The sequence below is a fragment of the Cesiribacter andamanensis AMV16 genome (genome assembly GCF_000348925.1).
In the GTDB taxonomy this organism is placed as follows: domain Bacteria; phylum Bacteroidota; class Bacteroidia; order Cytophagales; family Cyclobacteriaceae; genus Cesiribacter; species Cesiribacter andamanensis.
On the sequence record NZ_AODQ01000083.1, the window covers coordinates 1 to 19,801 of the forward strand.

Sequence of the window (19,801 nt, forward strand, 5' to 3'; positions counted from 1 at the left end):
TACCGGCACCCCAAAGATGTGCTCATAGGCCTGGCGGTGGCGGGTTTCGGCCTGCAGGCTCACTTTCAAGGGGCGTACGGGCTGGCTGCTCAGGAGCCCAAACACCTGCAGTGTACCCGTCATGGCCTGGGCTACCGCCTGTTGCGCCGTATGGGGCGAAAGGGCCAGCCATTCGGCTGCAGGCCCATAGCGGCATACAAAATGGGGGCCTTCTACAGCCGCGGTGTAAAAAAGCATGTCGGTTACCAGCAGGTTATACTGCTCCAGCTGCCGGAAGGCCTCGCCCAGGGTGGGACTGCTTTGCATCAGGTGGCCGATCATGCCCACAATGCCCGGCGAAGCCTGCTGGCCAAGGTGCAGGCCCAGCGTTTCGTCGCCGGTAAGCAGCAGGGCCTGCTCCCATACGGCTATGCCTATCGGATGGGGCACCCGTTTTTCCCCCTCATCCAGATCGGAAAGCCGTAAGCCGGCACGCTGGCACAGAAGTTCTGCCGAAGCACCCCGGCGGGCCGCCCCGTATACAATCCCCCGGATCACCGGCATGATAGCGTACATTAGCTTGTCGTAAAATGTCCTGCTCCTGACGCAAAATACACTTTTGCTGCGGCACTTTAGCCCCTTTCTTTGTATAAAAAAAAGCAGCATGAAAGCGAAGAAGATCACCATCGGCATTTTTTTGGGCCTTATGGCCCTTGCCTTTACCAAAGTGGGCATTGAGACCCTGATCGATCCCCAAAGCACCATGGACCAGGTAGGCATTGAGTTGACCAACGCCAGCGCCAGCAGCTCCATGCGGGCGGTTTATGGGGGCCTGCACCTGGTCTTTGGTATTTTTTGCCTCTGGGGCGCCTTTTACAAGCGGGAGTCGGCCCTGGGGCTGGTGTGCCTTTATACGCTGGGCTACACCATCGGCCGGGTGTCGGGCATCGTAGCCGATGGCGCCCCCAACGAATTCATCACCAGCTGGATCATGACCGAAGCCATTTCCGGCCTGTTGGCGGGGGGATTGCTGGTATGGCTGCGGCAGCCCGCTAAGGTTGCCGGCAACGTACAGGTGGCATAGTTTACAAGCACCCTTACCCCCTTGCCTGCCCCTGGATATTGGATATTCAGGGGTTTTGCTGTAGGTTCAGCCTAAGAAAAACCTAAAATACTAGTGACTTGAAGATTGTAAGCTGGAATTGCAATGGTGCGCTAAGGAAGAAATTTGAGTATCTCGCAGACTTGGATGCAGATCTGTTTATCATTCAGGAATGCGAAAATCCAGCAGCATCAAAGCACCCGGGCTATAGGCAGTGGGCTCACCATCACCTCTGGATCGGAGACACTAAAAACAGGGGACTTGGTATCTTTTCCACCAAAAATCATAGCCTTCTTCCTTTGCCCTGGAGCGATACCTATATGGACCATAGGGTTAAATACTTTCTTCCCTGTTTAGTGAATAGGGAATTTACGCTTTTGGCTGTCTGGACACACCAAAATAACTCACCCACCTTTGGCTATATTGGTCAGTTCTGGAAATACCTGCAGGTAAACAAGGCACACTTCAGCAACCTCCTTATTGCCGGGGACTTCAACAGCAATGCCATCTGGGATACATGGGACAGGTGGTGGAGCCACTCGGATGTGGTACGGGAATTAGGCGAGATGGGTATTAAGAGCCTGTACCATGCCCTTACCCGGGAGGAACAGGGCAAAGAAACGAACCCCACCTATTATCACCATAAAAAGCCTGAGCGACCCTATCACATTGATTATTTATTTGGTAGCCCAGTCTTTAAGAATAGCCTCACAAAACTGGAGATTGGAGAATCTGATAGATGGCTCAGATTAAGCGATCACCTCCCCATCATTGGTGAATTCAAGAAATAATCCATACCCCTCTCCACCCCGATAAGGGATGGTACGTCTTCTCACAAAAATCTACCCCAGCCGGTACGTCACCAGCTTGTTCACATGCTCGCAGAAGAGCTGGGGCTTCATGGTGCGCCAGTTGATGACCTCCAGCTGGCCGCCCATGTTGATGTAGGCATCCACATTGTAGAGCTTCATTTCGTGCTGCACAAAATCGCGGAAGCCGATGCCGGCAATCCAGCCTTCGTCCACATCCTCAAACCACTCTTCGTAATAGCAGTCGTCGGAACCGTGGAAGTTGAGCACATTTTCGCCGATAAGGATGAATTTATTGATGCCCAGGGGGGTGAAGTGGTCAATGATGTTGCGCTTCAGGTGCATGATGTCGTTGTTGATGGCATCATTCCACTCGCCCAGAAACTCCATCACCACATAGCCCTTGTCATAATCGGCCCAGAGAATTTTAAAATATAAGGTTTCGGAGCCCAGAAAATCCCAGGCCGGATCGATGTAATAGTTGTAGATGGCATCGGTGTAGAGCTCATAATTGTACTCCTTCCCAAAGTAGGGCGACTGCGCATCTTCGGCTACGTTGTAGTATTTAAGCCAGTTATAAAAAGGTTCAATGACGTGCATGCTGCTGACGGTAAAAATCGACGGCTTTGCGGACCGACCCGTGCTCTTGCAGCAGGGAAGCGGCCGCTGCTTCCTCGATGGTTAACTCGTCCATGATCATGCGGGTTCCGCGCTCTACCAGCTTTTTGTTGCTCAGCTGCATGTCTACCATCTTGTTGCCCCGCACCCGGCCCAGGCGCACCATGGTAGAGGTGGTGATCATGTTGAGCACCAGTTTCTGGGCCGTACCGGCCTTCATGCGGGTGCTGCCGGTCACAAATTCCGGCCCCACGATGGCCTCGATGGGGTACTCGCAGGCGGCCGCCACCGCCGAGCCCGGGTTGCAGACCACACAGCCCGTCAGCAGGCCGCGTTTGCGGGCTTCTTCCAGCCCGCCGATCACATAGGGGGTGCGGCCCGAGGCGGCAATGCCCACCACTGTATCCAGCTCAGTAGGCTGGTAGGCTTCGATGTCTTTCCAGGCCTGCTGGCGATCGTCTTCGGCAAACTCAACGGCCTTGCGAATGGCCTGGTCGCCGCCGGCTATGAGGCCAATCACCCAGTCGTGGGGTACCCCATAGGTAGGCGGGCACTCGGAGGCATCTACGATGCCCAGGCGTCCGCTGGTGCCGGCACCAATGTAAAACAGCCTGCCCCCCTGTTCCATGCGGGCGACCAGCCGGGCCACCAGCGCCTCAATCTGCGGAATAGCCTTTTCTACGGCCAGGGGTACGGTTTTATCTTCTCTATTTATATTCTCCAGCAGCTCCCGCACGCTCATGTTTTCGAGCTGGTTGTAATGGGAGCTGGATTCGGTGATGCTTGACATATGGGTTCTTCTTAAAAAAGGGGGACTTCTCTGGTGGCTTAGGCCTAAAAAGAATATAAAGATACGGGCTTTGGGGCTTGGTGCAAGGGGCAAAGACTAGATAGGGAAGCTACTTTTGCAGCATTTCGCAATCAGCCTCCCCCCTACCCCCTCCAAAGGGGGACAGCTGTTAGCCATACATTACAGATTGCATTTATCTATGTTCTTTCTGCTACTTCTGTTTAATTCATTCATCCTAGCCTAAAGTTGTTAGCCTACAGTAGCGGTACGGTACGATTGTCCCCCTTTGGAGGGGGGTAGGGGGGAGGAATAATTACGGTATGCGCCTACCCCCTCCTGCCTGCCTCAAACGAATCAATATATACCTCGATCCTGGCCATCACGCTGTTCATCTGCGTCAAAACCTCTTCATCCGTAAAACGCAGCACCGTAAAGCCGGCGGCTTCCAGATCTGCCTGCTTTCGGGCATCCCGCTGGGCTACTTCCTCCCAGGCATGGGTACATCCATCCAGCTCAATCACCAGCATCAGCTCCTGACACATGAAGTCGGCTATGTAGTGCAACACCGGACGCTGCCTTCTAAAGGCATAACCCCTCAACTGGCTAGCCCGCAGGCCCCACTTCCACAGGCTGGCTTCGGCCTTCGTGCCATCTGTGCGGAGCCTGCGAGCCGGATGCTTCAGCTGTGGGTTGTAGTGATGATACTGATGTGGCACTGCTTTTTTAGGCATTATTCGGAGAGATTGAGGGAGGCTTGCTCCTATCGGAGCAAAAGCCTCTCTTATTTACAAGTCCGCCTTGCGCAGGCCATGCGCCGGAGGGCCTTCCAGCTGCTCGCCGGTGGCTTTGTAGCGACCGCCATGGCAGGGGCAGTCCCAGGTTTTTTCCAGCTTGTTCCACTGCACCACGCAGCCCATATGTACGCAGGTGGGCGACATCACATGCAGGCCGCCCTGTTTATCGCGGTACACAGCATACTGCTGCACCCCCTGGCGGATGATCTTGCCATCATCCAGCCCTACTTCCTTCACATCGGAGGCATCGGACTGAAAACGGTCAGCCACAAAATCTTTGGCTACCTCCATGTTCATCTTCAGGAAATCGCCCGCCTCGGCCGAGATGTTGAGGCGGGAAGGGCTGAAAATACGCTCCCATTTATTCTCCTTGCCTGTAATGAGGTCCGACAGCAGGTAGCCGGCAAAGGTGCCCCACAGGGTGCCATCACCGGAGTAGCCCGTGCCGTAGAACACCCGCTTTTGGCTGGGGCTGCGGCCGATAAAGGGCATACGATCGGCCGGCTCAAAGACCTGCGCCGACCAGCTGGCCAGGTACTCGGCGATGCCGAAGCGCTCTTCGGTCCAATCCTTAAGCTGCTGCAGGTGGTCATTTTCATCCTCGGCATGGCCGGTTTTATGGTCGGCGCCGCCAATGATCACCACCCCATCGGCTTCTTTGCGGATGTAGTGGTAGGGGTCTTTCATGTCGTATAAAAGGTAGTCGGGCAGCTCCTGCCGGGTGCGTACCGCCAGGGCATAGGAGCGGTAGGGGGCCATGCGGGGATGAACGCTATGCATGAAGATGGGACTGTGCGTAGCCAGCACCACCTGCTGTGCCCGGATGGTGGTGCCATTTTCCAGGGTGGCCTCCATGGCATCCCCTTCTTCCGTAAGGTCAATCACCCGGCTTTGCTCATAGATTTGCACCCCTGCTTTCAGCAGTACCTCGGCCAGCCCGTAGATGAATTTAAGGGGGTGAAAGCGGGCATTGGGCTCCCAGCGAACCACCATGCCTGTAGGGAAGGGCAGGGCATTGAGATCATCCACTTCTTCGGCGCGGATGCCGGCCGCCTGGGCGGCCTTGAGCTCCCGCTGCAGCTCGATGATCTCCTGGGTGGTTTCGGCCCAGTCATAGGCCGGCACTTTCTGGTAATGGGCCCCCAGCTGGTGGGCCGAATCGATCTTGCCCACCAGTTCAATGGCCAGGCTGGCCGCTTCGGCTACCTGTTTGGCCACCTCCTCGCCAAAGTCGTTGACAATGCGGGCATACTCGGCATCTACTGAAATGTTCAGATGGGCGGTGGTATGGCCGCTAACGCCGCTTCCCAGGCGGTCGCCCTCTACCAGTACGGCTTTTTTGCCGGCCTGCATCAGGTTCCAGGCGGTTACGATGCCGGTGATGCCGCCGCCAACAATGAGCACTTCCGTCTCCAGGTCTTTCTGAAGGGGGGCATATATTTTTCGGCTGGTGTCTCGTTCCCAATAAGAGCTTGTCATAGGCTTTTGCAGTTTTGGTTATAGGGGTAACTTTGCCAAAGAGAGCGTTGTTTTTAGAAATATGGGGCACTCGCATCACGGCCATCACCATCACCAGCAGGAAGGGCATGCTCAGGGCCCTGGCAATACCCGCAACATAGGCGTGGCCCTGCTGCTGAACCTGAGCTTTACGCTCATCGAAATTGTGGGCGGCCTGCTTACCAACAGCCTGGCCATTCTCTCGGATGCGGTGCACGACCTGGGCGACAGCCTGGCCCTGGGCATGAGCTATTATGCCGAAAAACGGGCGGGCCAGAAGCTGCAGGATCCCAACTATACTTTTGGGCTGCGGCGCCTGCCGCTGATCAGTGCAGGCCTCAATGGTCTTATTTTGCTGCTGGGCTCGCTGTGGGTGGTAGCCAATGCCGTGCCGCGCCTCTATGCGCCCGAGCCGGTAGAAGCAGGCGGTATGATGGCCCTGGCCGTGCTGGGCGTGCTGGTAAACGGGGCCGCCGTGCTGAAGCTGCGCGGCAACAGGGGGGTAAACAGCCGGGTGGTAGCCCTGCACCTGCTGGAAGATGCCCTGGGCTGGGTGGCCGTGCTCGTAGGGGCGGTCATCATCTACTATACCGGCTACTACATCATCGACCCCATTCTGTCGCTGCTGGTGGCGGCCTATATTTTTGTGGGGGCTTTCCGCAACCTGCGGGAGGTATATTACCTGCTGGTGCAGCGCTCGCCTTCCGAGGTGGAGGTAGGCAAGATCCGCCAGCAGTTGGAGGGCCTGGAGGGGGTCCTGCAAATCACCGACCTGCACATCTGGTCGCTGGAGGGCACCCACCACATCCTGAGCCTGCACGCCCTGGTGGCGCCCGACCTCTCGCCCGAGGGGCAGCACGCCCTCAAACGGGAAATGCGCCGCCTGATTACCGCCTTTGGTGAATTTCACAGCACCATTGAGCTGGATTACAATCCGGATGAATGCGGCGACCACTGCCCGCTTCCCTAACGTCCTGGTAATTCTGTGCTGCTGCAGCCGAAATAGGGTCGGCTTATCGGAGCGTCGGACTAAAATCTAAATACCCCCTTTTGGCCACCAACTAACTTCCTCTTTTGCTATCTTTCGGCTTATGAGCACACCAACTTCCCAGGGCTGGCGCACGGCAACGCAGTGCGTACACAGCGGCACCCAGATCGATGGCGACGTTAAAGGGGTCAATACCCCCATTCATACTTCCTCGGCCTTCGGCTATGGCGATCCTGCAAAAAACAAATATCCCCGCTACTTCAATACCCCCAACCAGCAGGCGGTGGTAGACAAACTGTGTGCCCTGGAGGGGGCCGAAGCGGGCCTGCTCTTCAGCTCGGGTATGGCGGCCATTTCGGCCATGGTGCTGGGCCTGCTGCAGCAGGGCGATCACCTGGTGATCCCCAAAGAGATCTACGGCGGCAGCTACAATTTTTTCCGCACGGAACTGCCCCGCTTTGGCATCAATTTTACACTGATAGACGATACCACGCCCGAGGCCTATGCCGCGGCCATAGAGCCCTCCACCCGGGCCCTGTACATGGAGACCCCCTCCAACCCCCTGCTAAAACTCACCGACATCGCCGCCGTAGCCCGCCTGGCCCGGGAGCGGGGGTTGCTGAGCTTTATTGATAATACCTTTGCCTCGCCCATTAACCAGCTGCCGCTGCAGCTGGGGGTAGATGTGGTGATGCACAGCGGCACTAAGTACTTTGGCGGCCATAGCGACCTATGCTTTGGCGTGCTGCTGGGCAAGAGTGCCCCCATGAAAAAGCTCTTTCCGCATGCGGTAAACACCGGCGGCAGCCTGAATGCCCAAACCTGCGCCCTGATTGAGCGCAGCCTGAAGACCCTGGAGATACGGGTAGAACGCCAGACGCAGAATGCCCAGCGCCTGGCCGAATTTCTGGAGCAGCACCCTGGCGTAGTAAAGGTAAATTACCCGGGCCTGCCCTCGCACCCCCAGCACCAGCTGGCCAAAGAGCAGATGCTGGGCTTTGGCGCCATGCTGTCCTTTGAGGTAGCCGGCGGCGGCGCAGCGGCCGATGCCCTGCTGGAGCGCCTGCAGATCATTATGCCCGCACTGAGCCTGGGCGGTGTGGAAAGCCTGATCTGCTCGCCCCGCAATACCTCCCACCTGAAAATGAGCGCCCAGGAGCGGGCACAAGCGGGTATTTCCGACGGCCTGCTGCGCCTTTCGGTAGGCATTGAAGCCGCCGAAGACCTGATGGCCGACCTGGATCAGGCGCTGGGGTGATGGTTTGGGGAATGGGGTATGGGGTATGGGGGATGAGGCATGGGGTGGTAACTGATGCAGCCAGCGGTTTATAGGCCTTATCGTCAGAGGATAGTTTACTGCTTTGAGAAGAGAAAAGGGTATCTACAGCACGTACGTATGGCATGGGACCTTGCCCATACCTGATACCCGATACCTCATACCTCATACCCCTCTGCCCCCTAATTATCCAGTGCGCCATCGTCTACCCAGCAGGCGATGGCGGCTACCTGATCCTGGCTTAGGCTTACCCCTGAGCCCGGCGGCGGCATGCTGCCGTTTTGGGTGCGGGTCTTGATATCGGCAGCACGGGCCTGTATGGTTGAGAGATTGGTGAAATCAGGCTGCGGGGTACCGCTGGCATGGCAGCCCGAAATGGCACAGTTACTTTGGATAATGGTGCGCACCTCTGCCTCATAGCTGGTGCCGCTCATAACCCGTGCAGGGCTGCTGGCCGAGCAGTTGCTGGCATCCCGCACGGTAGGCGTATAGTTGCCGGCAGCCAGACCTGTAAAGTGCGGATCGGCCTGAAAACTGCTGCCATTGAGGCTATAGGTAAAGGGACCCGTGCCACCGGTGAGCGTGATGGTAAGCGCGCCATTGCTGGTGCCACAGCCTGCAGCAGTGGTTACGGTTGCCATCACCTCCATATCGGAGCTTTCGGCAATGGATTGCTGCAGGCTGGCCGTGCATCCATTTGCATCCCGCACACTAATGGCATAGCTACCCATGGCGAGGTTCTCAAAGGTAGAGCTGCTTTGATAGGCACCCCCATTGATGCTGTATTCCAGAGGGGCTGTGCCTCCGCTGGCGGCTATCACCAGGCGTCCATTGGCCTGGCCGCAGCTGGCCGATGTTGGGGTTGCGGCGCTAATGGCAGGGGGATTGCTCAAGCAGGGATCGGCCTGCGGTTCATCCTCGGAGCAGGCAAAAAGGCATAGCGCTCCCGCCAGCAAAAAAATGGTGCTGTTTTTCATGGTCGTAAGAATTAGGTTACAGATCGTAGCGAACTTGCAGCTGCAGCCCAAAGGAGGTTAAGCGCAGTGCACCGGCGCCCACCCCCTGCAGCGGAAGCCGAAAGCTGGGCTCGGCCTGCAGGTGCAGGCGGTTGCCCAGGGGAGTTTCTACCCCTACCCCCCCATTCAGAATGCTGAGCCAGTGCCTGTTCTCATTGCGGTAGGCATAGGTGGTGGTAGAATAGGGGTAGGTGATATCATAGCGCTCCGAAAGCATCAGGTAGCTGGATAGGCCTGCCGCTGCATAGAAGCGTAGGGTGCGCACCTTTGCAAAGCTGTACTGAAGGCTCAGGGGGAGGTCCAGCACATTGCAGCGGGCATTGAGCGAAAGCGGTTTCTGGCCGCCGTAGCCACTGCCATAGCCGCCACCGCCGGTTCCATAAGGGGTAAAGCCGCCTGCCCCCTCATAATTCTTGCGCACATAAAGAGCGCCAGCCTGCAGCCGCAGCCGGTTGCCCAGCTGGTAGCCCAGCAGCAGCCCCCCTCCGCCGCCCAGCCGGGAGGTAGAGAAGCTGCCCACCTGGCTCATGTCGGGCATGGCCGATAAGGACAAGCTCCAGCGGTGCGCAGCAGGCTTTTTCGCAACCTTTACCGAAGGTGCTTCTGCTGACAAAGGGGGGGCAGGCTGCGGATCGGCTTCAGTCAGCAGGGCCTGCACAGGCGGCAGCTTTGGCTGCCCGGCTGCCAGCTCAGGCTCCCGTGCTGCCAGGGCAGGCATACGGGCAGGCGCAGGAACCTGAGAGGCAGGTAAAAGCTGTTTGGAGGGGGAGGCTACCCCTTTTTCAGGGTCCGGGGCCTGGGGGTGCGCATGCGCCCGCTTCCTGCTATCCTCCGCTCTGGCCTGCTGTACTGCCACCACTCCCTGCGGTGCCACCTGGCTGCCAGTTGCTGAGGAGCCTCTGCCAGGCAGGGCAGGCCCAGCTGCCTGGCTACGCGGGGCTGCCAGTTCGGGGGCGTATCAGTGGGTCCAGCTCCCCCCCTTTGGTGGGTAGCCAAAGGATGATGCGCCGGCTGCGGTGCCCCTGTCTGTTCTGCTGCAGGGGGCAGGCCCTCAGCAGACTTTTTGGACCAGTTCACCAGGTTCCAGCTGCTCATAGAGCCCCCAGCCCAGCCCGGCCAGCAGGAGCAGGCCGGTAATGGCAGCAGCCAGCCGCACAGCCCGCTGCATGCGTACGGTATGTGCTCCGGGAGTCACCACTCCGGGAGCATCCACTCGGGGAGCCGCCACTCCCGGAGCCGCCTTTGCCGATCCCCACCAGGGCAGGAATCGCCTCTTGCTGCCTGCTTCTTCTTTGGCAGCCCCGTTTTGGGCAGCTGCAAGTTTGGCCTCCATGGCGGGCCAGGCGGCCGGATCCATAGCGGTATCGGGGAGCTGTTGTTCCAGCTCCAGCATCCGCAGGCGCAGGCGCTCATCCCACTGCTCTGTCGACCACCTTTGCTTTTCCATGCTCCTTTTTTGGTTGTTGTATACGTTGCTGCAACTGCAGGCGGGCCCGGGATAGGTTTGATTTACTGGTGCCTATCGAAATGCCCAATATGTCTGCTATTTCCTCATGAGTATAGCCATCCAGCACATAGAGGTTAAATACCGCCCGGTAGGCGGGGGTTAGGGCCCGGATCTGGCCCAGCAGCTCTTCATAGCTCAGCTGGTCCAGCGCACTGGGATCGCCCAGCTCCTGCTGCTGCAGCACCTCCAGGCTATCGTGGTAGAAGTGCTTGTGCTGCTGCCGGTAGGTATCAATGGCCGTATTGATGAGAATGCGGCGAATCCACCCCTTCAGCGACCGGGCTCTGTCATACTGTTCCAGGCGGGTAAACACCTTTAGAAAACCGTCGTTGAGAACATCCTGTGCTTCATCCCGGCTGGCCGTATAACGCAGGCAAATGCTCATGGCATAGCCATAATAGTGGGCATAGAAGGCCTGCTGACAAGCACGGTCATGCTTGAGACAGCCTTCCAGCAGATGCTGCGGTATATGCTCGCCTGCGCTCACACCCTGGTAAATTCTGCACCAACACGAGAAGGTACGCAAAAAGGGTTGCGTATCGGAATAAAAATAGTTTTTAGGAGGATCATTATTTTTTAAAGCCCGCCGCGCTGGGTTATTTTTGGGCCATGTACCTGCAGCGCGTTGTGATTACCGGCATGGGCGCCCTTACCCCCATTGGCCTTTGTGTGCCCGACTTCTGGACGGGCCTGCTGGAGGGCCAAAGCGGTGGCGGTCCCATAACTCGTTTTGATACACGGGGCTACCGCAGCCGCATGGCCTGTGAGCTGAAGGACTTTCGCCCGGGCGATTACCTGGACCATAAAACCCTGCGCCAGACCGACCGCTTTAGCCAGTACGCCCTCATTGCCGCCGATGAGGCCCTGCGGGATGCCGGCATTTTCCCCTCCTCCCTCAACCCCCTGCGCTGTGGGGTGATCTGGGCCTCGGGCAATGGCGGGGTAGAAAGTTTTGAGCAGGAGATCCGGGCCAATGCCGCCAGCCAGCAGCCGCCCCGCTACAGTCCCTACATGATTCCCAAAATGCTGCTGGATACCCCCAGCGGCCTGCTGGCGGTGCGTCATGGGTTCAGGGGCCCTAACTTTGGCACCGTATCGGCCTGTGCGGCGGCCACCTCAGCCATTATAGAAGCCTTTACCTACCTGCGCCTGGGCAAGGCCGAGCTGATGCTCTGCGGTGGTTCAGAGGCTCCCATCACCCCTGCCTGGGTAGGGGGCTTTGATGCCATGAAGGCCCTCTCCCGCCGCAACCAGGACCCCATGACCGCCTCCCGACCCTTTGCGCCCGACCGGGATGGCTTTGTGATTGGGGAAGGGGCCGGCGCCCTGGTGCTGGAAGGACTGGAGAGCGCCCTGGCCCGGGGCGCCCGCATCTATGCCGAAGTGGTGGGCGGCGGCATGAGCGCCGATGCCTGGCACCCCACGGCCCCCGAGCCTCAGGGCAAAGGCGCCCTGCTGAGCATGCAGTGGGCGCTGGAAGAAGCCGGCATCCAGCCCCGGGAGGTGGGCTATGTAAATGCCCATGCCACCTCCACCCCTGCCGGCGATCTGGCCGAGGCCCATGCCCTGGCGCAGCTATTTGGCCAGGGGGCCGGGCAGCCCTACATCAGCAGCACCAAGGGGCATACCGGCCACCTGCTGGGAGCAGCCGGTGCCATAGAGGCCATTGCCACGGCCTGCGCGCTTCATCAACAAATCATACCCCATACCGCCAGTACCCCCACTACAGATCCGGCACTGCCCCAGGCCGGGCAATTTCTGTTGCACAGGCCAACAAAGCGCAGCTTCGGCTATGCCCTGAGCAACAGTTTTGGCTTTGGGGGGCACAATGCCAGCCTTTTGCTTAAGCGTTGGAAAAAATAACAATCTCGGCTAATTTCTTACAACTCATACCCTTACAGGCAAAAATGCAGTAGCATTGTAAAGGTTTTTGTTTTTCAGCATCGACGCCTCTTCATGTCGCAATCGGTCTCCATCAGCAGCAAACGGGCTCTCCTGGTTAACCGCCTACTTCTTATAGGTGCGGGCGCTGCTATGCTGCATGCCGGCATTGATGCCGTCTATGCTTCCTGGGCCGTGGTGGGGGCCGATATCAACATTGCGCTCTGGCTGTTGTTTCTCTACGGCCTTAACCGCATGGGGCATCACCAGCTGGTGCGCTGGGGCATTCTTGTTTCCTTAAGCCTGGTGCTCATGGCCTATGGCTCGGTAATTCCGGCAGCCAATGGCCTAAACCTACTGTTCTTGCCCATGATGAGCCTGGCCTTTGTGCTCTTTGATTATCGGCAGCACCGGGCCAAACTTGCCATTAGCCTGTTTATGATGGGCTGCTTTCTGTTGCTGGAATTTACCGATTATCAGCTGCTGGGAAGTGTGGAACTGCAGGAAGAAGCCGATCGCTTCTCCTTTATTGCCAATTTCCTTACAGCCGGGGCCATGCTCTACTTTTCCTTCAGCACCATTACGCAGGCCAACTACCTGGCCGAGCAGCGGCTGCAGCAAAATGCCCAGGAACTGGAGCAGCAAAATGCGCTGCTGAGCAAGACCAATGAAGAGCTGGACCGTTTTGTGTACAGCACCTCCCATGACCTGCGGGCTCCCCTGCTCTCCATGCTGGGCCTGCTGCAACTGCTGGAAAACAAGAAATCACATGAGCCTATAGAGCCCTACCTGAACATGCTGCGCAACCGCGTACACAACCTGGAGAGCTTTATCAACGACATTCGCATCTACGCCCACAACAACCGGCTACCGCTAGCACCCGAGCCTCTTGAGCTGGGCAAGCTGGTTTCGGAGGTATTTACCACCCATCGCTACCTGCAGGGAGGCACCAACCTGGACCTTCGCCAGGAAGTAAACATTGGCCAGCCCCTGCTGCTGGATAAAGAACGTATTCTTACCATTCTAAGCAACCTGGTAGCCAATGCCATCAAGTACCACCGGCAGCAACACCCCACCCCCTTTGTACTGGTGGGCGCCCGGCAGGAAGAGCAGCAGCTGCACCTTTGGGTACAGGACAATGGCCCCGGCATTGACCCCCAGATACAGGCCCGCATGTTTGAGATGTTTTACCGCGGCGATGAGCGCTCCGGCGGCTCCGGCCTGGGCCTATACCTGGTGAAAGAAACCCTGGAAAAACTGGGGGGAAGCATCATGGCCGAATCAACCCCCGGCCGGGGATCTACCTTTCATGTGTGGATACCCCTGGCCAACACCCAAAAGGCGCCCAGTGAGGCGCCCTTATCCATGAGAGGCTAGCAAGCCTTGCCGGTACAGAAAGATTAGCACCCCAGAGACAGAAACCAAAGGGAGGGGAAATACGGATGCCCTTTCAGAAGTTGTAGCGTCCTTTTAGCTGAGAAATGCGCTGCTGCCGGGCTTCCAGTCTTTCTTTTTGCTGCATCAGCTGCCATTCCCTTGCCTGATAATCCTGCAATTTTGCCTCATAGCGCTGCTGTGAAGAGGGGCTGACGTCTTCCAGCCCGAAGGCTTGCTGAAAAAGGGGAGCGCTTAATAAAGGCATAGGTCGTTTTACGCCTGCAGGCGGCAGGCAGTTGCAGCTGCTATACACTTTTTACAGGCTTACTTTATCGCAAAGCCCGCAACTTCTTCACGCTTAAGGCTATACCCAGAAAACATCAGCAAACGCCTTGCCCAGATACTTCTTTGGCACAAGGCCCCTTTCTGAACACGCACACCCTCTACAGCTTCTTCGCCAGCTGCCCTTCCCAAATACGCTGCAAATGAACTACCTTTGTCAGTAGCAGCGATCTCCATGGTAGGGAAGCGCGTCTGCCTTTTTTACCCCACGCTGTAGCGCCTATGAGCTCCTTTAGCATCCGCCCCTATCAGCCCCACCTGCAGGCCTATTTTGAGCGCCTCAACAAGGCCTGGATCGAGCAGTACTTTCGCCTGGAGCCCATTGATCAGTGGGTGCTGGAGCATCCCGATGAAGCCATCCTGCAAAAGGGAGGCGATATCTTTTTTGTAGAATACCAGGGCCAGATCATTGGTACGGCCGCCCTTAAGTGGAACGCCCCGGGAGTACTGGAGCTTACCAAAATGGCCGTAGACCCGGCCTATCAGGGGCTGGGCGCCGGCAAATTCCTGTGCAAGACCGCCATAGACCGGGCCCGGGCAGCCGGCGCCGGCTGCCTGCTGCTCTATTCCAACAGAAGTCTGGCGCCGGCCATTGGCATTTACCGCACGCTGGGCTTTCAGGAAGTACCCGTAGAGCCCGGCACCTATGCCCGGGCGGATCTCAAGATGGAGATCCGGTTTTAAATAGACTCAGGGCTGTGGCGAGGCCGCCAGCCCTGCAGGCTGCTCCAGGTAGCGGTCACTAAGGCTGCCCAAAAAGGCAATGATATCAGCTATCTCCTGCTTACTCAGCTGCAGGGCATCGGGCGGCAGGGTCTGGTGCTCCAGCGCAATACCAATGCCAGCACCCCCTCCCCGGTTGTAAAAATCCAGCACTTCTTCCAGCGTGTTATACACCCCATTGTGCATATAGGGGGCTGTATGCGCACTATTCCGTAGGCTGGGGGTTTTAAAGAAAAACTTGCGCTCTTCGGTGCCATAGACCTGGTAGCGGCCCGGGTCTTGATCTATGCGGGCGCCAACAGTATCGGGGGCATCCGGCACCCCTAGCAATTCCAGTTCGGTTTCGGAAAATTCGGGTGGTACTGTTCCGTTAAAGACCGGCGCAAAATGGCAGGTAGCACATTTGGCCTTGCCACTGAACAAATTAAAGCCCCGAATCTCACTCTCGCTCAGGCTTTGCTCCAGCCCGTCGATAGACCGATCGAAGCGGGAATCAAAGGGAGTGAGACTGCGAATGTAGCTGGCAATGGCATGGCGTATGCGGGCGTCGCTGATCTCCTGCTGCGGATACAAACGCGCAAAAGCCTGTTGATAGGCGGGCTGCTGGCGTACGGTTTGCACCATGTCCTCCAGGCTGGAGTGAAATTCCTGCTGATTGTTCACCACGGAGATAATTTGCCCCTCCAGACTGCTGGTACGCTTATCGTAGAAAAAGCCCCGCTGCAAGGCCGCATAACTCAGGCTGGGGCTGTTGCGCAGCTGGCCATCAGCCCGTTGTTTACCATCGGTAAAGGCACGTGCCTCCTGATGGCAGCTGGCACAGCTAAGAGCGCCGCTGGCCGATAGGGATGGGTCATGAAAAAGTTGCTTGCCCAGCAGCACTTTTTCTTTGGTAAGGGGGCCGGAGGGGCGTTCTTCAAAATAGGCCAGGTTAAAGGTAGTACTGGTAAACAGAGAGCTGGCATCGTGTTCCAGAGCCAAAGTAAAGGGGAAACTGACGTTCCAATCGTCTTTTGTCTGTACCCAGAGTGCCAGCTGGGCATGGGTGTGGTCTTTTAAAAAGGTATAGCGATCAAACGCCTCAAAATTGCCCTGAAGGGCCTTCAGACTGGAATCGAACTGCTGGTTCCAGGCTTCCAACAGGGCTGGATTGCGAAAATTTCCCTTAAACAGGGAGAGGTATTTCTTAAGGCGCCGGTACACAAAGGCGCTTTCCTCCAGCGAATTTTCCTGCACCGGCGAGTCGAAGCCTGTAATGCCGGTAAGCGCTACCCGCACCAGCGCATTGCGCATCATCCACAAAAAATGATACTGCAGATAGCTGCTAAAACGGGTATTCTTCCGGATCAGCTTCAAGCGGTTGCTTACCTGGGCTGCATGGCGGCCAATGCTTTCGGCATCTGCGCCGGGATCAAAAATAAGCTCTTCCAGCACCTGAAAGCCCGAGGGGGCTTTGCGTTTGATATCGGTAAAATCTTCTTCCTCTATTTTAAGAATGTTGGGCTGGTTGAGAAAGCGGTAGTTCTCCTGCTCGGCAAAGGCCAGCATGGGCTCAGCCAACTTAAAGTGCATGCGGGCCCTGCGGAAAAGGGCCTGCTGTTGGTCAGCGTCCTGAGGCTGCTGCAGCTGCTCCAGGGCCATAATGCAGGCGGTAAGGTCGCTTCGGTAGAGGTCTTCGATTTCCTGAAAAGCCCTGGCGGTTACTTCTTCGGTAGGCGAAGGCGCACTACAACTGGTGGCCAGAATCAGGAAAAAGAGGCTTATGATGCCATAAGTCTCTTTTTTGATCATTTGCAAATGCATCATGCGACTAAAAATATCGGTTGATTAGCGTTTCAGTCCTCTGATGAGGAACAACTGGCTACCTTCCTTTGCGCTACCAGCCACATTGAGATTGGCTTTGGGATCAGTAAAGGGGGTGCCATCGGCCTTTACCCAGCCGTGATTCTGCACACCAAGCAAAAAGGTGCCTTCAATGCCCAAAATGTCCGATACATCGATCATGCCGGTAATTTCCCAGGTGTCGTTCACCCTGCCATAGCCCTGTGCCGCTGCAGTTTCCTGATCGCACTCCAGTACGGTCTTTAGTTCGCCGGTATTAAGATTATACTGATACAGGCGGGCAAAGTGCGCTTTGTCGGGGGTATCAGGATAGCCGTTGGGGTCTTCCTGAATGTAGGCATAGTTGCGGGTCACCAGAATATTATCCGGGCTGTGGAAGGCTTTGGCCTTGCCATCCAGTTTATCGCCATCCAGCACACAGGTAATTTTACCCCCTTTGGTAGGGTCGGCGTCGTTGAGCTCCACTTTGTAAACACGGCCATAGAACGTGCCTTTGCCCTGCAGGGCGGCATGCTTGCGGCCAGTTACCGCCAAGTATACTTCGCGGTTGTTTTTGGCACTGCCCCGGCGCCAGTCAATATCCTCCAGGCGGGAGAAGCCCATAACGCCCTTGGCCTTGGCTTCGGCATCCAGCAGGTCGATGTTGGTTTCGGTCAGTTCCACAAACTCCATGTCGTAGGAAGTTCCCTCTTGCATGTCCATTTCATAGTCGACGCCGGCGGAGGTTACTTTCAGGCCATAAAGCTTGCCGCCGTGCAAATCGCCCGTTTCGGCCACATACATGCCCAGCTGGCCGGAGGGCACCGCATTATCGGAGTGGTCATCGCCAATAAAAATAACGGTTTTGCCAGGATAGGCATCTTTGCCAATAGGCACGGCATTTTCGGTAGACCACTGGCCCAGGGTCGTTAGCATCTCGGGCACATCGGCGCTGGCAGCGTCCCGAAAGGGGTTCACCAGAAATACCCCTTTAGAAGAACCACCCCACTCACCACCGGACAGGTAGAGGGGGCCAAAGCCATGCTCCTCGGGTGTAATGAGCGTACCCGAACACTGGGCCGTACTTGCAGTAGCAATTGCGTTCAGAATATGCTCACCATGTACAGGCCTGAAGTTTTCATCAAAGGTAATGCGGGCAATGGCATAATCGGCCTCAATGTTATTGATGAGCGTAAAGCCCCCCTCCTGGTTGCGCAGCAGACCCAGGCCATCGGTCATGGAGCCATAGACAAAGTCGGGCGAATTGGGCAGGCGGTCTTCGGAAGAAATCAGGGGGTAGATCTCAACATTTTTGAACTGCGGGTGGAGGGCTAAAAAGGAAGGGGTAACCGAATAGGCCTGCAGATCCTTTTTCTTAAGCTTTTCACTTTTGTTGGCAGCACTGTTTTGGTCAAGCGCTTCTTGGGTGAGTTGCTGCTCGCAGGACGTCATAAAAAAAAGCGAGGCAGCCGCCAGGGAAAGTACGTTTTTAAAAATCATGTGCTTGAGAGTTGTTTGTTGAACTGCAACAAAACTAGCGCTCTGCCATTACCACATGGTTATCGGCACATCAAAGGATCGTAAAGGTTGAAGGGACTGTTGTTATGCCCGCATGATGTTTGGCCGGGACTCTTTAACCCAAAGGCAATTTGTTTTCCTTGCTTGCTGAAAACAGCCCGAATAGGCTATTGCTCATGCTGCAGGAGGCTGCCCCTTAGCTCAGCGGGTTCTCAGGTAACCAGTGATCCTGAAAATACCATTGCTGAGTTCATAGGGAATCGCATGCTTGTCCAGGCCCTGCTGGATAAAGGCCGTATAATCCTTTTTCCTGGGGGCTACTAGTCTCCCGAGCTGTTCCTCTTTTATGGGGTTGATCTCCAGCCACTCGATGTACTCGAAGCCCTGCTCTTCTACCAGGTGCCACCATACGGGCGAGAAACCGCCGGTATTTTCATCATCAAACAGAAGCTTGATGCGCACCCGGGGTTCATAGGCCGGATCGGCCGTTAATTCGCTGATCAGTTCGTTCCATTTGGTGGTGTTCATGACCGCTACCAGCTGGTGTTGCGCTATATAGGCAGCTAGCTCTTTATTTTGCATGTCTCCTTGTTTGTTGGATAAGGGGTATCTGCAGAAAGGGGGCGGTTACCCCAGCACCTCAGGATTTTTCCAGGCCGGGAGCAGCAGCCCTGCCGGCTCCCCAACGGCTGCGGCTGAGCTGGTATATTCCCTTAGTACCGTATCTGCGCATTAGAAAGGGGCTCATCTTCTACAGATACGCTATAGGTATACTCGCTGGGATACCCCTTATTATTATACCTGAATTGATAGAATCCTCTGGGGACTATCGTATCACCAAAGTATTCCTCACTCGAAACTACATTATTTATGGAAAGTGCATATTCGCTAGAATAAACCGACAGATAAGCAAACGCCATATCTTGATTTGAATAATTTCTAGATTCGTCATAGGTATAGGTAGTCGTAAGGTCCAGACGCCTACCCTCCTGTTGGATGCTGTAAGTTCTCATCTGAACGAGGTTTCCATTGCTCCAATCAAACTCAATTTCCCGTTCGGTGTAAAAGGGCGGAGGGTTGTTGTACGTTTCCCTTTTAGAAACAAGTCTGCCGCTATCATCATAGTGAAAAAATACCTGGGTAGTATCTTCAGAATTCACTCCATTTCTACTCCAGGTAGTTATTTCAAAATTGACGGTGCCGTTGGGATGATAGTAAAGTTCTGAGGAACGTAGCCTGCCGTCATATTGATAAAAAATTTTTTTCAATTTACCGTCAGCATACTCAAAATCTGTCTGTACCCTGAGTTGGTCATTTGTCAGGGACAAATACTGGATAAGCTTATGGTGTTCGTACCTGAAAAATAATTTCCTGCCCTGTTGACCTTCTTGTATTTCAATTTCCTTTATAAAGAGTTTATCCGGCCCCGAATCGGAACCTTCACAGGCGCCTAACAGAGCCCCCAGTAGAACAATCAGAAAAAAGGTACTTTTCATAGGTATAGCACTTATTGTGGGAACGGATCAATTTCGCCTGAATAAATCGCCAAGACAACATCCCTGAATAGGGATTTAAAAATTCGAGACACATATTATTTGTTAACAAAGATCGAGCCAACTGAATCGCCTTTATCAGACTCTGCTTCCATATTTTTACAGGAGGGCTACCAGAAAAACTACTTCTAGAAGCACTTAATTCCCCTAACAAAATCACTTACAAACCTTTCTGCCCAGGCTCGGGTTGCTTGTATAATCTAGCCTTTT

Annotated in this window: 21 protein-coding genes; 7 read left to right on the forward strand and 14 right to left on the reverse strand. The window is 55.9% G+C overall.

Features of this window, described 5'->3' with window-relative positions:
* On the reverse strand, positions 1-555 hold a 555-nt coding region (locus tag ADICEAN_RS14330), incomplete at its 3' end, for an AraC family transcriptional regulator ligand-binding domain-containing protein (protein ID WP_040397369.1).
* An 88-nt stretch (positions 556-643) separates the two neighbouring features.
* Here ADICEAN_RS14330 and ADICEAN_RS14335 point away from each other — a divergent pair.
* Positions 644-1,063: a DUF4345 domain-containing protein gene (locus ADICEAN_RS14335; RefSeq protein WP_009196346.1), complete on the forward strand. Its 420-nt coding sequence runs from the start codon at positions 644-646 to the stop codon at positions 1,061-1,063.
* A gap of 98 nt (positions 1,064-1,161) precedes the next feature.
* A complete protein-coding gene (locus ADICEAN_RS23920; RefSeq protein ID WP_040397373.1) occupies positions 1,162-1,872 on the forward strand; it encodes an endonuclease/exonuclease/phosphatase family protein in 711 nt (236 codons plus the stop codon).
* Positions 1,873-1,923: 51 nt separating this feature from the next.
* Here ADICEAN_RS23920 and ADICEAN_RS14345 read toward each other — a convergent pair whose 3' ends face one another.
* The 4 genes from ADICEAN_RS14345 to ADICEAN_RS14360 form a co-directional block, all read right to left on the reverse strand.
* Complete coding sequence (locus tag ADICEAN_RS14345; protein ID WP_009196348.1) at positions 1,924-2,490, reverse strand: hypothetical protein; 567 nt, start codon at positions 2,488-2,490, stop codon at positions 1,924-1,926.
* On the reverse strand, positions 2,477-3,298 hold the full coding sequence (murQ, locus tag ADICEAN_RS14350; RefSeq protein ID WP_009196349.1) for an N-acetylmuramic acid 6-phosphate etherase: 822 nt from the start codon (positions 3,296-3,298) through the stop codon (positions 2,477-2,479). The genes ADICEAN_RS14345 and murQ overlap by 14 nt, the downstream gene beginning before the upstream one ends.
* 326 nt (positions 3,299-3,624) lie before the next feature.
* Positions 3,625-4,029, reverse strand: coding sequence for an endonuclease domain-containing protein (locus ADICEAN_RS14355; RefSeq protein WP_009196350.1), 405 nt, complete (start codon positions 4,027-4,029; stop codon positions 3,625-3,627).
* A gap of 54 nt (positions 4,030-4,083) precedes the next feature.
* Positions 4,084-5,571 (reverse strand): FAD-dependent oxidoreductase, encoded by a 1,488-nt coding sequence (locus ADICEAN_RS14360; RefSeq protein ID WP_009196351.1) that lies wholly within the window; start codon positions 5,569-5,571, stop codon positions 4,084-4,086.
* A gap of 61 nt (positions 5,572-5,632) precedes the next feature.
* Between ADICEAN_RS14360 and ADICEAN_RS14365 the strand changes: the two genes are divergently transcribed.
* Together ADICEAN_RS14365 and ADICEAN_RS14370 are read left to right on the forward strand one after the other, a co-directional pair.
* Positions 5,633-6,559, forward strand: a complete 927-nt coding sequence (locus ADICEAN_RS14365; RefSeq protein WP_009196352.1) for a cation diffusion facilitator family transporter — start codon at positions 5,633-5,635, stop codon at positions 6,557-6,559.
* A 121-nt stretch (positions 6,560-6,680) separates the two neighbouring features.
* Positions 6,681-7,835, forward strand: a complete 1,155-nt coding sequence (locus ADICEAN_RS14370; protein WP_009196353.1) for a trans-sulfuration enzyme family protein — start codon at positions 6,681-6,683, stop codon at positions 7,833-7,835.
* Positions 7,836-8,035: 200 nt separating this feature from the next.
* On the opposite strand, the gene ADICEAN_RS14375 is transcribed toward ADICEAN_RS14370, so the two are convergent.
* The 4 genes from ADICEAN_RS14375 to ADICEAN_RS14390 form a co-directional block, all read right to left on the reverse strand.
* Positions 8,036-8,830 carry a SprB repeat-containing protein gene (locus tag ADICEAN_RS14375; RefSeq protein WP_009196354.1) on the reverse strand — a complete coding sequence of 265 codons (795 nt, stop codon included), beginning with the start codon at positions 8,828-8,830 and terminating at the stop codon, positions 8,036-8,038.
* Positions 8,831-8,846: 16 nt separating this feature from the next.
* On the reverse strand, positions 8,847-9,743 hold the full coding sequence (locus ADICEAN_RS14380; protein ID WP_040397376.1) for an outer membrane beta-barrel protein: 897 nt from the start codon (positions 9,741-9,743) through the stop codon (positions 8,847-8,849).
* A 177-nt stretch (positions 9,744-9,920) separates the two neighbouring features.
* Positions 9,921-10,316: a hypothetical protein gene (locus ADICEAN_RS14385; RefSeq protein ID WP_009196356.1), complete on the reverse strand. Its 396-nt coding sequence runs from the start codon at positions 10,314-10,316 to the stop codon at positions 9,921-9,923.
* Positions 10,279-10,863, reverse strand: coding sequence for an RNA polymerase sigma factor (locus ADICEAN_RS14390; protein ID WP_040397377.1), 585 nt, complete (start codon positions 10,861-10,863; stop codon positions 10,279-10,281). Before ADICEAN_RS14390 ends, ADICEAN_RS14385 begins: the two co-directional genes overlap by 38 nt.
* 122 nt (positions 10,864-10,985) lie before the next feature.
* On the opposite strand from ADICEAN_RS14390, the gene fabF reads away from it, so the two are divergent.
* Both fabF and ADICEAN_RS14400 read left to right on the forward strand, forming a co-directional pair.
* The gene (gene fabF, locus ADICEAN_RS14395; RefSeq protein ID WP_009196358.1) at positions 10,986-12,239 is read left to right on the forward strand and encodes a beta-ketoacyl-ACP synthase II; all 1,254 of its coding nucleotides are present in this window, start codon (positions 10,986-10,988) and stop codon (positions 12,237-12,239) included.
* A 93-nt stretch (positions 12,240-12,332) separates the two neighbouring features.
* Positions 12,333-13,634: a sensor histidine kinase gene (locus tag ADICEAN_RS14400; protein WP_083879743.1), complete on the forward strand. Its 1,302-nt coding sequence runs from the start codon at positions 12,333-12,335 to the stop codon at positions 13,632-13,634.
* 73 nt (positions 13,635-13,707) lie between these two features.
* Here ADICEAN_RS14400 and ADICEAN_RS14405 read toward each other — a convergent pair whose 3' ends face one another.
* Positions 13,708-13,899, reverse strand: a complete 192-nt coding sequence (locus tag ADICEAN_RS14405) for a hypothetical protein (protein ID WP_009196360.1) — start codon at positions 13,897-13,899, stop codon at positions 13,708-13,710.
* A gap of 299 nt (positions 13,900-14,198) precedes the next feature.
* Between ADICEAN_RS14405 and ADICEAN_RS14415 the strand changes: the two genes are divergently transcribed.
* On the forward strand, positions 14,199-14,660 hold the full coding sequence (locus ADICEAN_RS14415; protein ID WP_009196361.1) for a GNAT family N-acetyltransferase: 462 nt from the start codon (positions 14,199-14,201) through the stop codon (positions 14,658-14,660).
* A 6-nt stretch (positions 14,661-14,666) separates the two neighbouring features.
* On the opposite strand, the gene ADICEAN_RS14420 is transcribed toward ADICEAN_RS14415, so the two are convergent.
* The 4 genes from ADICEAN_RS14420 to ADICEAN_RS14435 all read right to left on the reverse strand — a co-directional run bounded on the left by ADICEAN_RS14420 (position 14,667) and on the right by ADICEAN_RS14435 (position 19,534).
* Positions 14,667-16,505 carry a cytochrome-c peroxidase gene (locus ADICEAN_RS14420; RefSeq protein WP_009196362.1) on the reverse strand — a complete coding sequence of 613 codons (1,839 nt, stop codon included), beginning with the start codon at positions 16,503-16,505 and terminating at the stop codon, positions 14,667-14,669.
* A 21-nt stretch (positions 16,506-16,526) separates the two neighbouring features.
* The gene (locus tag ADICEAN_RS14425; RefSeq protein WP_009196363.1) at positions 16,527-18,020 is read right to left on the reverse strand and encodes an alkaline phosphatase PhoX; all 1,494 of its coding nucleotides are present in this window, start codon (positions 18,018-18,020) and stop codon (positions 16,527-16,529) included.
* Between the two features lie 219 nt (positions 18,021-18,239).
* Positions 18,240-18,620: a DUF6678 family protein gene (locus ADICEAN_RS14430; protein WP_009196364.1), complete on the reverse strand. Its 381-nt coding sequence runs from the start codon at positions 18,618-18,620 to the stop codon at positions 18,240-18,242.
* 131 nt (positions 18,621-18,751) lie between these two features.
* On the reverse strand, positions 18,752-19,534 hold the full coding sequence (locus ADICEAN_RS14435) for a hypothetical protein (protein ID WP_009196365.1): 783 nt from the start codon (positions 19,532-19,534) through the stop codon (positions 18,752-18,754).
* Positions 19,535-19,801 lie beyond the last annotated feature (267 nt).

Coding starts and splice junctions, on each gene's coding strand:
- ADICEAN_RS14335 (WP_009196346.1), top strand. CDS start 644: ATGAAAGCGAAGAAGATCACCATCGGCATTTTTTTGGGCCTTATGGCC.
- ADICEAN_RS14345 (WP_009196348.1), bottom strand. CDS start 2,490: ATGCACGTCATTGAACCTTTTTATAACTGGCTTAAATACTACAACGTA.
- murQ (WP_009196349.1), bottom strand. CDS start 3,298: ATGTCAAGCATCACCGAATCCAGCTCCCATTACAACCAGCTCGAAAAC.
- ADICEAN_RS14355 (WP_009196350.1), bottom strand. CDS start 4,029: ATGCCTAAAAAAGCAGTGCCACATCAGTATCATCACTACAACCCACAG.
- ADICEAN_RS14360 (WP_009196351.1), bottom strand. CDS start 5,571: ATGACAAGCTCTTATTGGGAACGAGACACCAGCCGAAAAATATATGCC.
- ADICEAN_RS14365 (WP_009196352.1), top strand. CDS start 5,633: ATGGGGCACTCGCATCACGGCCATCACCATCACCAGCAGGAAGGGCAT.
- ADICEAN_RS14370 (WP_009196353.1), top strand. CDS start 6,681: ATGAGCACACCAACTTCCCAGGGCTGGCGCACGGCAACGCAGTGCGTA.
- ADICEAN_RS14375 (WP_009196354.1), bottom strand. CDS start 8,830: ATGAAAAACAGCACCATTTTTTTGCTGGCGGGAGCGCTATGCCTTTTT.
- ADICEAN_RS14385 (WP_009196356.1), bottom strand. CDS start 10,316: ATGGAAAAGCAAAGGTGGTCGACAGAGCAGTGGGATGAGCGCCTGCGC.
- fabF (WP_009196358.1), top strand. CDS start 10,986: ATGTACCTGCAGCGCGTTGTGATTACCGGCATGGGCGCCCTTACCCCC.
- ADICEAN_RS14400 (WP_083879743.1), top strand. CDS start 12,333: ATGTCGCAATCGGTCTCCATCAGCAGCAAACGGGCTCTCCTGGTTAAC.
- ADICEAN_RS14405 (WP_009196360.1), bottom strand. CDS start 13,899: ATGCCTTTATTAAGCGCTCCCCTTTTTCAGCAAGCCTTCGGGCTGGAA.
- ADICEAN_RS14415 (WP_009196361.1), top strand. CDS start 14,199: ATGAGCTCCTTTAGCATCCGCCCCTATCAGCCCCACCTGCAGGCCTAT.
- ADICEAN_RS14420 (WP_009196362.1), bottom strand. CDS start 16,505: ATGATGCATTTGCAAATGATCAAAAAAGAGACTTATGGCATCATAAGC.
- ADICEAN_RS14425 (WP_009196363.1), bottom strand. CDS start 18,020: ATGATTTTTAAAAACGTACTTTCCCTGGCGGCTGCCTCGCTTTTTTTT.
- ADICEAN_RS14430 (WP_009196364.1), bottom strand. CDS start 18,620: ATGCAAAATAAAGAGCTAGCTGCCTATATAGCGCAACACCAGCTGGTA.
- ADICEAN_RS14435 (WP_009196365.1), bottom strand. CDS start 19,534: ATGAAAAGTACCTTTTTTCTGATTGTTCTACTGGGGGCTCTGTTAGGC.